At 46.3% G+C, this 13868-nt stretch carries 12 protein-coding genes, 1 tRNA gene and 1 CRISPR repeat array; of the genes, 7 read left to right on the forward strand and 6 right to left on the reverse strand.

Annotation, left to right across the window (positions count from 1 at the left end; translation table 11 throughout):
• Positions 1–40: 40 nt before the first annotated feature.
• Positions 41–997: a DUF4922 domain-containing protein gene (locus tag H6F98_RS20780; protein ID WP_192220592.1), complete on the forward strand. Its 957-nt coding sequence runs from the start codon at positions 41–43 to the stop codon at positions 995–997.
• A gap of 11 nt (positions 998–1008) precedes the next feature.
• Positions 1009–1572, forward strand: coding sequence for a Uma2 family endonuclease (locus H6F98_RS20785; protein ID WP_192220593.1), 564 nt, complete (start codon positions 1009–1011; stop codon positions 1570–1572).
• A 184-nt stretch (positions 1573–1756) separates the two neighbouring features.
• Here the strand turns inward: H6F98_RS20785 and H6F98_RS20790 are convergent.
• Positions 1757–1829: transfer RNA gene (locus H6F98_RS20790), tRNA-Ala, on the reverse strand.
• A gap of 187 nt (positions 1830–2016) precedes the next feature.
• Between H6F98_RS20790 and H6F98_RS20795 the strand changes: the two genes are divergently transcribed.
• Entirely contained in the window at positions 2017–2952 is a 936-nt protein-coding gene (locus H6F98_RS20795; RefSeq protein WP_192220594.1) for a rhodanese-related sulfurtransferase, read from the forward strand.
• Here H6F98_RS20795 and H6F98_RS20800 read toward each other — a convergent pair.
• Together H6F98_RS20800 and H6F98_RS20805 are read right to left on the reverse strand one after the other, a co-directional pair.
• Positions 2903–3565 carry a class I SAM-dependent methyltransferase gene (locus H6F98_RS20800; RefSeq protein WP_192220595.1) on the reverse strand — a complete coding sequence of 221 codons (663 nt, stop codon included), beginning with the start codon at positions 3563–3565 and terminating at the stop codon, positions 2903–2905. The genes H6F98_RS20795 and H6F98_RS20800 overlap by 50 nt on opposite strands.
• Before the next feature lie 87 nt (positions 3566–3652).
• A CRISPR array of direct repeats spans positions 3653–3978; the repeat unit is 36 nt; unit sequence TTTCAATCCCTGAAAGGGATTAGAGGTAATTGAAAG.
• Positions 3979–4241: 263 nt separating this feature from the next.
• Complete coding sequence (locus tag H6F98_RS20805; RefSeq protein ID WP_192220596.1) at positions 4242–4487, reverse strand: hypothetical protein; 246 nt, start codon at positions 4485–4487, stop codon at positions 4242–4244.
• A gap of 192 nt (positions 4488–4679) precedes the next feature.
• Between H6F98_RS20805 and H6F98_RS20810 the strand changes: the two genes are divergently transcribed.
• Together H6F98_RS20810 and H6F98_RS20815 are read left to right on the forward strand one after the other, a co-directional pair.
• Positions 4680–5906, forward strand: coding sequence for an RNA-guided endonuclease TnpB family protein (locus H6F98_RS20810; RefSeq protein ID WP_192220597.1), 1227 nt, complete (start codon positions 4680–4682; stop codon positions 5904–5906).
• A 176-nt stretch (positions 5907–6082) separates the two neighbouring features.
• Entirely contained in the window at positions 6083–8761 is a 2679-nt protein-coding gene (locus H6F98_RS20815; RefSeq protein WP_192220598.1) for a WG repeat-containing protein, read from the forward strand.
• Between the two features lie 146 nt (positions 8762–8907).
• On the opposite strand, the gene H6F98_RS20820 is transcribed toward H6F98_RS20815, so the two are convergent.
• The 3 genes from H6F98_RS20820 to H6F98_RS20830 all read right to left on the reverse strand — a co-directional run bounded on the left by H6F98_RS20820 (position 8908) and on the right by H6F98_RS20830 (position 11233).
• The gene (locus tag H6F98_RS20820) at positions 8908–9252 is read right to left on the reverse strand and encodes a ribulose bisphosphate carboxylase small subunit (protein WP_192220599.1); all 345 of its coding nucleotides are present in this window, start codon (positions 9250–9252) and stop codon (positions 8908–8910) included.
• Between the two features lie 69 nt (positions 9253–9321).
• Positions 9322–9711 carry a RuBisCO chaperone RbcX gene (gene rcbX / locus H6F98_RS20825; protein ID WP_192220600.1) on the reverse strand — a complete coding sequence of 130 codons (390 nt, stop codon included), beginning with the start codon at positions 9709–9711 and terminating at the stop codon, positions 9322–9324.
• 91 nt (positions 9712–9802) lie between these two features.
• Positions 9803–11233, reverse strand: a complete 1431-nt coding sequence (locus tag H6F98_RS20830; protein ID WP_192220601.1) for a form I ribulose bisphosphate carboxylase large subunit — start codon at positions 11231–11233, stop codon at positions 9803–9805.
• A 592-nt stretch (positions 11234–11825) separates the two neighbouring features.
• Here H6F98_RS20830 and H6F98_RS20835 point away from each other — a divergent pair.
• Together H6F98_RS20835 and panB are read left to right on the forward strand one after the other, a co-directional pair.
• The gene (locus tag H6F98_RS20835; protein ID WP_192220602.1) at positions 11826–12941 is read left to right on the forward strand and encodes a two-component regulator propeller domain-containing protein; all 1116 of its coding nucleotides are present in this window, start codon (positions 11826–11828) and stop codon (positions 12939–12941) included.
• A 111-nt stretch (positions 12942–13052) separates the two neighbouring features.
• Positions 13053–13841: a 3-methyl-2-oxobutanoate hydroxymethyltransferase gene (gene panB, locus H6F98_RS20840; protein WP_192220603.1), complete on the forward strand. Its 789-nt coding sequence runs from the start codon at positions 13053–13055 to the stop codon at positions 13839–13841.
• Positions 13842–13868 lie beyond the last annotated feature (27 nt).

The following is a 13868-nucleotide window of genomic DNA, read 5'->3' on the forward strand; positions in this document are numbered from 1 at the left end:
TAATAGATGACCTTTGAGAAGCGGATGTTTGAGGTTTGCTATGCCCAACGAAGAACAAAATGCACGGGAAACACTACAGCTAGAACCGGGCACGTTGTGGGATAAAGCGATCGCACGAACCGAACACGCAAAAAGCTGTGGCGCACTTCAGTTTCTCCCAACAGAGTATGAGTTCATAGAGCAAGATGGGATTAACTTCCTCGTTCGAGTGCTGCCTCACCTTGCTCGTAAAGATGAAGCGAAAAAGAAGCAGGACAAAGATACTGCTAAATCTGGAAAAGACTTTAATCCATTCCTACCTTACGAGGAAGACCTATTTGTTGCTGACATTTCTGATACGCATCTGTGTCTGTTGAACAAATTCAACATTATCGATCATCACCTACTCATTGTGACGCGAGCATTTGAGGAGCAGGAAACCTGGCTCACGCTACAAGATTTTGAGGCGATGTGGGCGTGTCTTAATGAAATTGATGGCTTGGTGTTTTACAACGGAGGAAAGATAGCTGGGGCAAGTCAGCGACATAAGCACTTGCAACTCGTTCCACTACCACTTGTAGAAGAGGAACTAAAGATACCGATTGAACCTGCGATCGCATCTGTTACCTTTCAAGACTCTATAGGGACTATACCTAGCTTTCCCTTTGTTCATGCGATCGCTAAGCTAGACTTTCATCCCGATAAATCTCCATTAGCATCTGCCTCATCTACACTTGAGTGTTATTACAACCTTCTCCGTGCAGTGGATTTGATTAGCGATACCCCTGTGAGTGGAGAAAAACAATCAGGTGCCTACAATTTTTTGGCAACACGAGATTGGATGCTGGTAGTACCACGAGCAAATGAGTGTTTTTCAGACATCTCCGTGAACTCTTTAGGATTCGCAGGTACCCTCGTAGTACGCTCCGTTGAGCAAATGAAGCTACTAAAAGAGAAACGTCCGATGACGGTACTAACGAGTGTTGCTGTACCTACAGCACTTGAAACTGAAGGATAAAGGATAATGCTATGACAACGGTACTGAATTTAGAGCCAATTACCACTCTGACACGGGAGCAGTTTTTTCAATTGTGTCAGGCGAATCCCGATTTACAGCTTGAACGTTCACCTAATGGAGAATTGATTATTGTGACGCCTATTGGTGGTGAAAGTGGCAATCAAGAGGCAAATTTGATTATTAAGGTGGGGTTTTGGAATGAACAGACTCAGTTAGGTGTGGTGTTTAGCTCTCAAACTGTATTTAGTTTACCCGGAGGTGGCGATCGCTCTCCTGATGTTGCTTGGGTAGAGTTGCAAAGGTGGCAAGGGTTGAGTCAGGAGGAACGGGAGGGGTTTCCGCCGATTTGCCCAGATTTTGTGATTGAGTTGCGTTCTCGCACCGATAGGTTAAAGCCGCTACAGAATAAGATGCTGGAGTATTTGGCGAGTGGGTTGCGGTTGGGTTGGCTGATTAATCGCAAGGATAAACAGATGGAAATTTACCGCCGGGGGCAAGAGGTGGAGATAGTGGAGATGCCTATGGTGTTGTCGGGGGAGGAGGTGTTGCCGGGGTTTAATTTGGAGGTGAAATAGGTAAGGATAAGGGATGAGTTGAGGAGAGTAGCAGATTTTTGGGTGAGCGATCGCTTTTATCCTTGTCAGGACTTACGCCGAACCTCTACCTATAAGGTGCGTCATGACGCACCCTACTACTAAGGTGTTAGTAGCGACGCGAATGGGTTGCTAACGACAAATAAAGTGTTATTCGACTTCTTAGTGGAGGTTAGCGGACTCGAACCGCTGACATCCTGCTTGCAAAGCAGGCGCTCTACCAACTGAGCTAAACCCCCAAGCACTAAAATAGTGTAACGCAAGAATGGAAACTTATCTACCATAGTTATCTTACTCCTTATCGTTCCATTCTTGATAGAGGATGAAGAAAAAAGATCAGGGGTATATCATCATCTTGTAGCTGAGTACCTGTAAAGTATGCAGCAAGCCGGATGTAGCACCTCTATCTCTCAGTTGAGCGGGAAAATGACCCAGGTTGTTGCAACATTTTATAAATTTGTTAAGTTGCCGGACTTTGCTGAGAAACAAAGTTCCTTGGTGGAATACTGCGAACAGCAGGGTATCAAGGGGACAATTCTTCTTGCGGCAGAAGGAATCAATGCCAATCTCTCTGGTTCACGTCAGGCGATTGATTCAGTTCTCGCCTTTATACGCTCTGATCCACGTCTAGCTGACTTGGAACACAAAGAGTCTTATACTGATGCTCCGCCCTTTGATCGCTTGAAAGTACGGTTGAAGAGTGAAATTGTCACCTTGGGTATTCCTGAAATTGACCCGAATGACAAGGTTGGTACTTATGTTAGCCCGAAGGATTGGAACGAGTTGCTGTGCGATCCGGAAGTACTGGTTGTTGATACCCGCAACGATTATGAGGTGGGTATTGGTACGTTTAAGGGAGCGGAAAATCCTCAGATTGCTTCATTTCGAGAATTTCCTGACTATGTAACGCACCATCTCAATCCTGCTGTACACAAGAAGGTAGCAATGTTTTGTACAGGTGGCATTCGCTGTGAGAAAGCGTCATCGTTTATGCTCTCTCAAGGCTTTCAGGAGGTGTATCACCTCAAAGGTGGGATTCTTAAGTATTTGGAGGAAGTTCCAGCCGAAGAGAGTTTATGGCAGGGAGAGTGTTTTGTCTTCGATCAGCGCATTGCTGTAAAGTCTGGGTTGGTAGAAGGTTCTTACGATATGTGCCGAAGCTGTGGACATCCAATTTCTGAAGGCGATCGCATTTCTCCTCATTACCAAGAAGGCATTTCCTGTCCTTACTGTTTTGACAAGCTTACAGCGGAAAAAAGAGCGCGTCAGGAGGAGAGACAGCGACAGTTTGAGCTAGCGAAGAGGAAGCATTTCAACGCTTCAGCGCCAGAGTCAAGCCATCCCCAATCGGAACTAGGCTAAGGGTTACTCGCTGATCTTGATGGAGCTTTTGATTAAGTGAGCGAATGGCATTGGTTCTATTGTCCTGCACTTGGGGGTCTGCTACTCGCCCCGACCAAAGTACATTGTCTACAATAATTAGCCCACCTGGACGCAGTAATTCTAAGGCGAGTTCGTAGTAAATCTCGTAGTTGCTCTTGTCTGCATCAATGAAGGCAAAGTCAAATGTACCTGCTTGTCCTTCTGCCAGTAGCGATTTCAAGGTTTCTTGTGCTGGGGCGATATGGAGGTCAATTTTGCCAGCTACTCCTGCTTGTTGCCAATAGCGACGTGCAATGTTTGTATATTCCTCACTCACATCACAGGCAACTACCTTGCCTTCTGGTGGCAGCGCTAAGGCTACAACTAGGGAACTATAGCCTGTAAACACCCCAACTTCTAAGGTTTTCTTTGCTCCTATCAACTGCACTAGCAATGCCATAAACTGTCCCTGATCTGGGGCAATCTGCATTTGAGCCATTGGATGCTGCGCTGTTTCCTGCCTTAGCTGGGTCAAAATTTCCGGTTCTCTGAGAGAAACTGACTGCAAGTAGTTGTAAAGCTGAGTGTCGAGTCCTAGTGTTTGATTAGACATTATGGGTTTCGAGTTAGAGTCAGAGGTGCAAGAGTTAGGCTATCAGCTTTGAGGAGTCAGCAGTCAGGTTTTAGGGCAAAAGTTGCGTTTCAATCCCTGAAAGGGATTAGAGGTAATTGAAAGCTGAAGTGCGATCGCCTAGCTTCTGAATGTAGTCAAGGTTTCAATCCCTGAAAGGGATTAGAGGTAATTGAAAGTCGATCTCAGCAGATCTGTTTGCGAAGTTTTGTAAGTTTCAATCCCTGAAAGGGATTAGAGGTAATTGAAAGAGTTGAGCGTCTAGTCCCTGAGCTGCAAGCGGCTGTTTTCAATCCCTAAAAGGGATTAGAGGTAATTGAAAGAGGATGTGTTGCTAGAGCGGTCTGGGTGGTATTTCTTTTCAATCCCTAAAAGGGATTAGAGGTAATTGAAAGAGAGCGGGAGCCTGAAAAGCTTGCTGTATTCGGTTTTCAAGGTGCTTTTTCGCGAATGATCTAATCATCTCCAAAAATCTCTATTCTGTCAAGAGTCAAAAACGTTGAAAGCCTTTTCCTGTATGGTGCGCGGATGTCCCAATTGTCTCAAAAGCTTCAAATCCTTATGGAATCAGCCATCCAGCCTAACTTTTAGCACCGTCATTTCAAACACCTACCCATCCGCGCCATTCATGATTCTCAATCGCTTGAGATGCTAGGGCTTACGCATCGTCTTCGGCTTTCTCAATCCCAATAATTTCTTGGTTTGCTAAGTCTTTCCAAGTGTGAAATGTAAAGCGGCGTTTGCCTCCCTCCAAATCCCATACCCTCTGCAATGTAGCGTTTGGGTAGGTGCCATTGTCTAGTTGAGCCAATAGTGGTGGCCAAACGTTTTTGATGCGGCTTGTCTCACCAACGTAAAGCTTTAGATGACCAATGTGCGCGATCGCATAGATCCCAGAAGCCATGACTGAGAACCACCCAGCGAAGATTGAGGAAGTCTTTAACAAGAGCCTGCGAGAGATCCCCCTGACGCTCGCGAGAAGGGGGATGAAAGCAGGGGCGATCCGGAGGGACGGAGGCTTCCAAACTCTTCTCCTTACAGGCTTTACCTCTAATTTTAATACATGATAAGCTTGGTAGCTAAGGAGGTAAATCAAGTGCTGCATAGAGCCGTCAAAGCCCGTTTGTACCCGACACCAGAGCAAGAAGTGTTGTTAGCTCAACACTTCGGTTGTGCGCGTTGGTGGTGGAATTTCGGACTCAACAAATCCATTGAAAGTTATCGAAATACTGGCAAGGGATTAGGACGGTCAGCACTCAATGCACTTCTGCCAAAGCTAAAGAAAGATAAGGAGACTGAATGGCTAGGTGAGTGTTATAGCCAGGTTTTACAAGCTATCACCCTTAATCTAACCACTGCCTACAAAAACTTCTTTGAGGGTCGTGCGAGATTTCCACGATTCAAATCAAAACATGGTAGGCAGTCAATTCAGTATCCTCAAAATGTCAAAGTGATAGGTTCTTGCCTAAAACTGCCTGGTCATGTAGGCGCGGTAAAAGCCAAGATTCATAGACCCATTGAGGGAACAATCAAAACCGTTACTGTAAGCATTGACCCATCAGGAAAATACTATGCCTCTATTTTGGCTGAAATAGAGGGAGAGAATCCCGCTCCTTCAACAGAAGGCAGAGTAATTGGTGTTGACCTGGGACTCAAGCACTTTGCTGTGACCAGTGACGGCAGCAAAGTGTCTAAGTATGACAATCCTAGACACCTTGCCAAACATGAGAAAAACCTCAAGCGTAAGCAGCAGAAACTAGCCAGAAAACAAAAAGGGAGTAAATCACGAAATAAATATAGAAAGGTTGTCGCTAGAGTGTACGAACGGGTGAGCAACTCACGAGCGGATTTTCTGCACAAGCTTTCACGAAAGCTAGTCAATGAGAACCAAGTTGTCGTAGTAGAGAATCTTCATGTCAAGGGCATGGTTCATAATCACAATCTAGCCAAGGCAATATCTGATGTTGGCTGGGGAATGTTTACCAACAATCTCGCCTACAAACTAGAAAGAAAAGGTGGGAAGTTGATAGAGATTGACCGATGGTTTCCCAGTTCCAAGCTCTGCTCTAATTGTTACCACCAAGTTGACGAAATGCCGTTAGATGTAAGGGAATGGACTTGTCCACACTGCAATACTCGTCACGACCGGGATGGCAACGCCGCAACGAACATTAGAGAAGAGGGCATCAGACTGCTACAGGCGGATGGAACGTCCGTCTCTGCTGGTGGAGGAGGAGTAAGACCAAAAGTCGGACGCAAGTCCGTTTTGAGGCATTCTCCCGTGAAACTAGAAACCGCCAGTCGCTGTCGCGTCAGGCGGTAGTTCATGCTTCTACAGCGACAGTAGTGCCTTTTCCGTTCTTAACTATTTTTGCATTTTTGAGAGAAAAAGTCGTCCGGTATGTGAGATGGAGAAGGAAATCGCTTAATCCCAACGAGAGTGAGTCTAGACTGTTGAGAGGCAATTTGAAAGCTTAGTAACGCTTCCTCTCTCAGTCAATGTCAAGTAATTTGATTTTTTCCGATACTCAGAACCATTGGGCTAATGACTGTATTAGCCAACTCGTGGCGAGAAACTTCATCAGTGGCTACCCAGATGGTAGTTTTCGACCCAACGCATCTGTAACTCGTGCTGAATTTGCTGCCCTTTTGTCTAAGGCGTTTGCCAACACGCCTCCTATCCGCAGCGCCATCACCTTTAAGGATGTCTCCTCCAATAACTGGGCAAATTCTGCTATTCAAACCACTTATCGAACGGGTTTTCTCTCTGGCTACCCTGATGGCACATTTAGACCTAACCAGCCAATTCCGCGAGTGCAGGCACTGGTAGCATTAGTGAGTGGATTGAAGTACACCGCAGGAGCGCAAGGTGTTGCATCCCTATCACGGTATTATGATGACGCGGCTTTGATTCCGAGTTATGCGCTAAATGCGATCGCCGCAGCAACCGAAAAGCGTCTTGTTGTTAACTATCCAAATATTAAACGCCTCAACCCCAATCAAAACGCCTCAAGAGCTGAGGTAGCCACATTTATTTGCCGCGCCTTAAACATCCCTGGTGTCCCATCTCAGTACATTCCTGGGTTAGACTTGTTCGCCATCCCTCCCCAATTTGAGGAGGCAGATTCCTTTTCCGAAGGACTAGCACGAGTCAAGAGTGGGAATAAGTGGGGTTACATCGACACAACGGGGAAACTCGTGATTCAGCCACAACTGGATGAGGCGAATTCATTTTCCGAAGGAGTAGCATTAGTTAGAACGTATCAGAGTGTTTCGCCCCAATCCATTCCACGTCAAGGAGATCTTGTAGAAACACGCGGCGTTTGGCTTACGACTACCGCTAGCCAAGTTCTCAACTCCAAGCAAAATATTGCTGAGGCGATGAATTTTCTTGCCGAAACCGGGTTCAACGTTGTGTTTCCTGTTGTCTGGAATAACGCTGCGACGATTTACCCCAGTCGCATTATGCGGGACACGTTTGGATTGGAGATTGACTCACGCTATGCTGGACGAGACCCTTTGGGGGAACTGATTGTCGAGGCAAAGCGGGTTGGACTAGCGGTTATTCCCTGGTTCGAGTATGGATTTGCCAGTTCCTTTAACCAAAATGGTGGACGACTGCTGGCGAAAAAACCAGAGTGGTCAGCACGCGATGCCAGTGGTAATTTGCTGAAAAAGAATAACTTTGAGTGGATGAATGCGCTTGACTTGGAGGTGCAGGATTTCCTCCGGAGTTTGGTACTGGAAGTTGTTAACAACTATGATATTGCGGGCATCCAAGGCGATGACCGAATGCCTGCACTCCCCTCAGAAGGTAGTTACGACGCGAGAACTGTTGACCGTTACTTTCGGCAGTTCAACCAAAATCCTCCCCAAAATCCAAAAGATCCACAATGGCTTCAGTGGCGTGCCGACATCCTCAGCGACTTCTTAACCCGCCTCTATCGAGAAGTAATTACAATCAATCCCAACCTAATCATTTCAATGTCTCCGAGTGTCTACCCTTGGGGAATGCAAGAGTACCTTCAGGACTCGCAAGCTTGGATTGATCAGGGACTCGTGGATCTAATCCATCCCCAGTTATATAGCCGTAACTTTGAGGGGTATAAATTACTGGTTGATCGGCTTGTTACGCAGCAATTTACATCATTACAAATGCCTTCTCTAGTCCCTGGTGTTCTACTCAAGTCCGGTTCGTACCGCATGACTCCAGAACTATTGTTGCAGACGATTCAATACAATCGCGATCAAGGAATTCTAGGGGAAGTCTTTTTCTTCTATGAAGGTTTACGAGAAGAGAATGATGCTCTAGCAAAAGTATTACGCACTGGCCCCTACGCTCAACCCGCACAATTCAGTTCCTCAAAAATCAAAGAACATGGGTTCACTGAACGAAGACTCGCTGGTCAGTATCGTTATATTGATAAGTTAGGAAAATCCGTTAGCCAACCCGAATTTGATTGGGCAGATTCCTTCTCCGAAGGGCTAGCACCCGTCAAAATGGGCTATAAGTGGGGCTACATCGACACAAGAGGAAAACTCGTTAGTCGCTTTCAGTTTGATCAAGCTGAGTTTTTTCCTTCTAGCGAAGCAACTCCGGATAACACAGGACTCGCGCTAGTCAGAGTCGGCAGCAAGTATGGCTATGTTGACAAGACAGGTAAGCTTGTAATCTCAACGCAATTTGATGCAGCAAATTCTTTCCAAGAAGGACTAGCCGCTGTAAAAATTGATGACAGTTGGCTTTATATCGACAAAACGGGAAAACCAGTAATCCTACCGCAATTTGATAAAGCGGGTTCTTTCAGTGCAGGGTTGGCAGGGGTTAAGGTTTCTGGCAAGTATGGCTATATTGACAAGCTAGGTAAAGTTGTGATTCAGCCACAATTTGATGAAGCCGAGTCTTTTGCTGAAGGCTTAGCGCCTGTAAAAATGGCTAACAAGTGGGGTTATATTAACTCAACAGGGCAACTGGTAATTGCGAGGCAATTTGAGAAAGCTAAATCGTTTCAGGAAGGATTAGCAGCGGTGAAAGTCGGCAGTTTGTGGGGCTATATCAACAAAACCGGAAACGTTGTAATCACTCCAGAATTCAATGAAGCGAATTCTTTTAATGAAGGATTTGCCCTAGTGAGTAGTGGTGGAAAGTGGGGCTACATTCGGAATATTCTTCGCTAAGTGTATTGGAGAGTATTGGGATGCCATCGCATTTATCTGTAGTTCTGACTATCTGAACACAATAAACCTAAAAAATAAACAAAAGGAGGCGGAATAATCCACCTCCTTATTCATCCAAATGTCAGAAAATTTCAGCCAGAAGCCTATTAGTAGCGGCTACGGGTGTTGGCAGTAGGTTTGTGAACGATGAAGCTAAGAACTTGGCACTGCTTTATGTTATCGAAACCTACTACACGGATGTAAGAGTCGCGGTAGTCCGAGCGACAACCATCTACTTCTTGCATCACTTCTTGAGGAGTGCGAGCTTTGAACAAGGGCAGTTTCCACAATGTCCAGTAGTGCTGTTTTGGTTCTGAATCTTCGCTAAATTCTACGGCTGGGATATAGCCTTGATCCAAAATGTACTGGACTTGCTTGAGAATCTGCGAATCAGTCAGGGGTGGCAAGTAGGAAAGAGTTTCGTAACGACGTTCTTTCGGTAAAGTTTGCATGGGTTATGCTCGTAAATTGAAGTAGGGGTATACAACTAGAGGCTTTATAGTGTCCCTGACTCAGCAATCTTAGTTTTCTGAATCAGGTTGCTGTTCGGGGTAGCTAGGGGGTTCAGAGCTTGTAAATTGCGTAATGCGCTCTAGATGCTGACGCCGATGTTCTGTGTTTGACTGCTGGATGCTAGTGCGAACCATTTCTGGTAAGAATTCTGCTACTTCTTCTGCCATGTGCTGCCGTACAGTCATCAGTCGAAGCGCTAGCTCTTGTTTCTCTTGAAGTAAGGCTAGGAGGAAAGCTTCGCCATCTTGGATACTGTTCCTTGAGCAAAAGGAATGCAGCCATAGGGCTTGAGGTGGGTCATTTTCACTCAACTGAGCTAAAACCGTCCTCAGTGCTTGATAGGTAAAGTAGCTAGTCAGCACCTTGGCTGTATCTTTCGCAACTTGTTTTAGATCCATCTTCTGAACCCTGCCTAGTAAGTGCTGAATCTTGAGTACTTAGTCTTTGAGTATACTTTGTCACTCAGGACTCAGCACTTGGCACCTTACATCAGACGGTGTCCATCGCCTCGAACTCGAACTTGATTTCCTTCCAAAGTTCACAAGCAACAGCCAATTCAGGACTCCACTTGCAAGCTTCGCGGATAACGTCGCCACCTTCGCGGAACAGGTTACGACCTTCGTTACGGGCTTGGATACAAGCTTCCAAGGCAACCCGGTTCGCTGTTGCACCAGGAGCATTACCCCATGGGTGACCGAGTGTTCCACCACCGAATTGGAGGCAGGAATCATCGCCGAAGATTTCAACCAACGCAGGCATATGCCAAACGTGGATACCACCGGAAGCAACAGGCATTACTCCAGGCATGGATGCCCAATCTTGAGTGAAGTAAATTCCGCGATCGCGGTCTTGTTCAATGTGGTCTTCGCGCATCAGGTCAACGAAGCCCATGGTGATGCCTTTCTCACCTTCCAACTTACCAACGACGGTACCGGAGTGGAGGTGGTCACCACCGGACATCCGCAGACACTTAGCAAGAACGCGGAAGTGGATACCGTGGTTCTTCTGACGGTCAATTACCGCGTGCATTGCACGGTGGATGTGTAGCAGGATACCGTTGCGGCGGCACCACTTAGCCAGGGTGGTGTTAGCAGTGAAACCACCCGTCAGGTAGTCGTGCATGATGATGGGTGTCTTGATTTCCTTAGCGAATTCAGCACGCTCCATCATTTCTTCGCAGGTGGGGGCGGTGACGTTGAGGTAGTGACCTTTAATTTCACCGGTTTCAGCCTGGGCTTTCTCAATGGCTTCTTGAACGAACAGGAAGCGATCGCGCCAGCGCATGAATGGCTGAGAGTTGATGTTTTCGTCGTCTTTGGTGAAGTCTAGACCACCGCGTAGGCACTCATAAACCGCACGTCCGTAGTTCTTCGCAGATAGACCCAGCTTAGGCTTAATCGTACAACCCAAGAGAGGACGACCATATTTGTTCAGCTTGTCCCGCTCAACGGTAATTCCGTGAGGAGGGCCTTGGAAGGTCTTGAGGTAAGCGATAGGAATCCGCAAGTCTTCTAAGCGCAGGGCACGCAAAGCTTTGAAACCAAATACGTTACCCACAAGTGAGGTGAGCAAGTTGGTAACGGAACCTTCTTCAAACAAATCTAATGGGTAAGCAACATAGGCGATGAACTGATTGTCTTCCCCACGTACTGGCTCGATGTCGTAGCAACGGCCTTTATAGCGATCAAGGTCAGTCAGCAAGTCTGTCCAGACTGTTGTCCAAGTACCTGTAGACGACTCAGCCGCAACTGCCGCGCCTGCTTCTTCCGGTGGCACCCCAGGCTGTGGGGTCATGCGAAACGCTGCCAGAACATCGGTGTCTTTGGGTGTGTAGTCCGGAGTATAGTAAGTTAATTTATAATCTTTTACCCCGGCATCGTAACCAGCTTTTGACTGAGTTCTGGTTTGTGAGTAAGACATGTTTTCCTTCCTTAGGAACTCTTGAATATTGCAACTACTTCCGCTGCTTTTTGGTGTTGTAGATTTTGACCGAAATTGTAGGTACGAAAATCCTTAAAAAGGCTTGTAAAATAGCCCCTTATGGATGCAACATCACACCCATTATCCCCCTGCAAATCACTCATGCCTGGGAGTACCTAACCTATGTTATTTGACCACAAAATTGGCTTTATGGGGACAATTTTTTTTGGCAAACCAAACGGCTGAGGTAGTAAATAATTTCTTAAGGCTTAGTTACTATAACAAGAATTCGATAAGTTGAAGTTCAATTATTCTTTACGAATGTATAAAGTTTTTTTATATCTAAAAGTAATACAACTTTTTGTAAATTTTCGTGAAATAAGCAGAAAAAGTGTCCCCTTTAAAGCATTGACAAGGAGAGCAACTTTACTATGGCAATTCTCATGGAATGGAACACAGAAAGCTTGCCTTGGACAAGAAAAATAAAGAGAAAGCTCTTCATTCCTCTGTCGGCGTCCCTGGCTTATTTTCAATCACAGTGGCGTAGAAAGTATTAAATGGAATCCTAGGAACATAAGTAAGGAGAATCGCTATGGCGTTTTTGATTACCCGTATAGGTCTTGTCTTTACTGCAATGCTGTTGTGCTTGAACTTACTAGTCCCAAACGCAAAAGCTCAAAGACAAGGACAAACTGATAGAGATTGGCTAGTGGCACAACGTGAAACTAACCAAGATGTGTATAGCCCCACCTATGTAGATGAACCACCCCCACCCTTAAACGAACCGCTACCTTCTGAACGCCTACGGCAAGATACTCAACGTTTATCACCAGATTTTCGTGTAAGTGCCTTACAACCTGACTTTACAGGCGACCTCTGGATTGGTTCATGGTTAGGGTTATCGAGAATCAACCCCAATACTGGAAAGGTGTTAGCTCGCATTCGCCTACCGAACTATACTGTTGGTGCTTTAGCGCAAGACCGAGTTGGACGGATTTGGGTGGGAACCTATGAAGGGCTGTTGCGTGTAGACCCACGTAGCAATGAAGTGACTACACAAAACTTCACATTACCCTCTAATCGAGTCCTGTCGATGTTGATTGACCGTCGAGGCTATCTGTGGGTAGGAAGCGATCGCGGTCTTGCCCTAATCAGCCCCGATCAGGGATTATTAATGACTACAGTCCAAAAACTTCCTGGTGTCAGTGCCAACGCTCTTACCTTGGATAAAGAAGGTCAGCTATGGGTGGGGACGCTAAACGGCATCGTGCGAGTCGATACAGCGAGTGCTTTGCCTAGAGGACGAATTGAAGGCATCCCTGGCACTGTTGTGCAAACCCTTACCCTTGGCACAGATGGGATGCTTTGGGCGGGGACTCCCAACAGCTTACTCGTGATTAATCCTGAAACGTTTCAAGTTATCCGCTCTGTAACACCACTTCGGGGACGTAATGTTACATCTATACGCTTTGCTCAAGATCGTAGTGTTTGGGTTGGCACCGATAATGGCTTGTTGAAACTCAAACCGGATAGCGGCGAAGTACTCGGTCAGATAGCCAACCTTCCTTCTGACAGTATCCTGTCTCTTTCGCCGGATACTGGCAACAAGTTATGGGTTGGCACAAGTGAAGGGTTAGCTTGGGTTAGTTTAACGAGTGGTCGCGTCAGACCTCATTTTGCCTTTATTCGCGAACCTTCTCCTCAATAAGTCGTTACGATTCAGTTGTGAATCTGCGAACCCTAGACATTAATAGTGATGTCTGAGACAACAAATTTCCTCAGATTCGTGCAAACAATCAAACCTCAACGCTAAACCAAAATGGCAGTCACCACTCAGCAATTAATCCAATGGAAGCGGCAGTCTCGTCCGATTGTGACACTCACGGCTTGGGATTATGCGATCGCGCAGCTATTGGATGCGGTTGGAGTGGATGTCATTTTGGTAGGAGATTCCATGGCGATGGTGACGTTAGGCTACCAAAATACCTTGCCCCTAACACTAGAGGAGACACTGCACCATACGAAAGCAGTGCGTCGAGGTGTTAAACGAGCATTAGTCGTTTGCGATTTGCCGTTTTTAACTTATCAAGAAAGTCCCCAACAAGCGATGCACTCCGCAGGTCGAGCGTTGAAGGAAACAGGCGCACAGGCGGTAAAGTTGGAAGGCGGGTATCCTGCGATCGCACAAACAGTTGCACAACTCACAGCCGCCGGAATTCCAGTGATGGGTCATGTCGGGCTAACACCGCAATCTGTTCATCAGCTAGGGTATCGCAAGCAAGGGAAAACACAAGACGCTAGTGAGCGAATTCTACAAGAAGCGATCGCGCTTTCTGAAGCAGGTGCCTTTGCGATTGTTTTAGAGCATATCCCTGATGATTTAGCCTTGCAAATTACCCAGAAGATACCTATTCCGACGATTGGGATTGGTGCAGGGCCACACTGTGATGGACAAGTGCTAGTCACATCTGATTTATTGGGACTTTCAGAATATAAGCCACCGTTTGCTAAGTCTTATGTGGATTTGCGACAGATAATTACACAAGCCGTACAGGAGTTTAGTACTGAAGTCCGAGAGCGACAATTTCCAGAACCGGAACAACATTAGATCAGAAGCCTCTGTCCTGAATAGGCA

The organism is Microcoleus sp. FACHB-SPT15, from assembly GCF_014849525.1.
GTDB classification, from domain to species: Bacteria; Cyanobacteriota; Cyanobacteriia; order Cyanobacteriales; family Coleofasciculaceae; genus Symplocastrum; species Symplocastrum torsivum.

Bases quoted from the DNA above. Each gene is read 5' to 3' on its own strand.
- H6F98_RS20780 (WP_192220592.1), top strand. From the start codon at position 41: ATGCCCAACGAAGAACAAAATGCACGGGAAACACTACAGCTAGAACCG.
- H6F98_RS20785 (WP_192220593.1), top strand. From the start codon at position 1,009: ATGACAACGGTACTGAATTTAGAGCCAATTACCACTCTGACACGGGAG.
- H6F98_RS20795 (WP_192220594.1), top strand. From the start codon at position 2,017: ATGACCCAGGTTGTTGCAACATTTTATAAATTTGTTAAGTTGCCGGAC.
- H6F98_RS20800 (WP_192220595.1), bottom strand. From the start codon at position 3,565: ATGTCTAATCAAACACTAGGACTCGACACTCAGCTTTACAACTACTTG.
- H6F98_RS20805 (WP_192220596.1), bottom strand. From the start codon at position 4,487: ATGGCTTCTGGGATCTATGCGATCGCGCACATTGGTCATCTAAAGCTT.
- H6F98_RS20815 (WP_192220598.1), top strand. From the start codon at position 6,083: ATGTCAAGTAATTTGATTTTTTCCGATACTCAGAACCATTGGGCTAAT.
- H6F98_RS20820 (WP_192220599.1), bottom strand. From the start codon at position 9,252: ATGCAAACTTTACCGAAAGAACGTCGTTACGAAACTCTTTCCTACTTG.
- rcbX (WP_192220600.1), bottom strand. From the start codon at position 9,711: ATGGATCTAAAACAAGTTGCGAAAGATACAGCCAAGGTGCTGACTAGC.
- H6F98_RS20830 (WP_192220601.1), bottom strand. From the start codon at position 11,233: ATGTCTTACTCACAAACCAGAACTCAGTCAAAAGCTGGTTACGATGCC.
- H6F98_RS20835 (WP_192220602.1), top strand. From the start codon at position 11,826: ATGGCGTTTTTGATTACCCGTATAGGTCTTGTCTTTACTGCAATGCTG.
- panB (WP_192220603.1), top strand. From the start codon at position 13,053: ATGGCAGTCACCACTCAGCAATTAATCCAATGGAAGCGGCAGTCTCGT.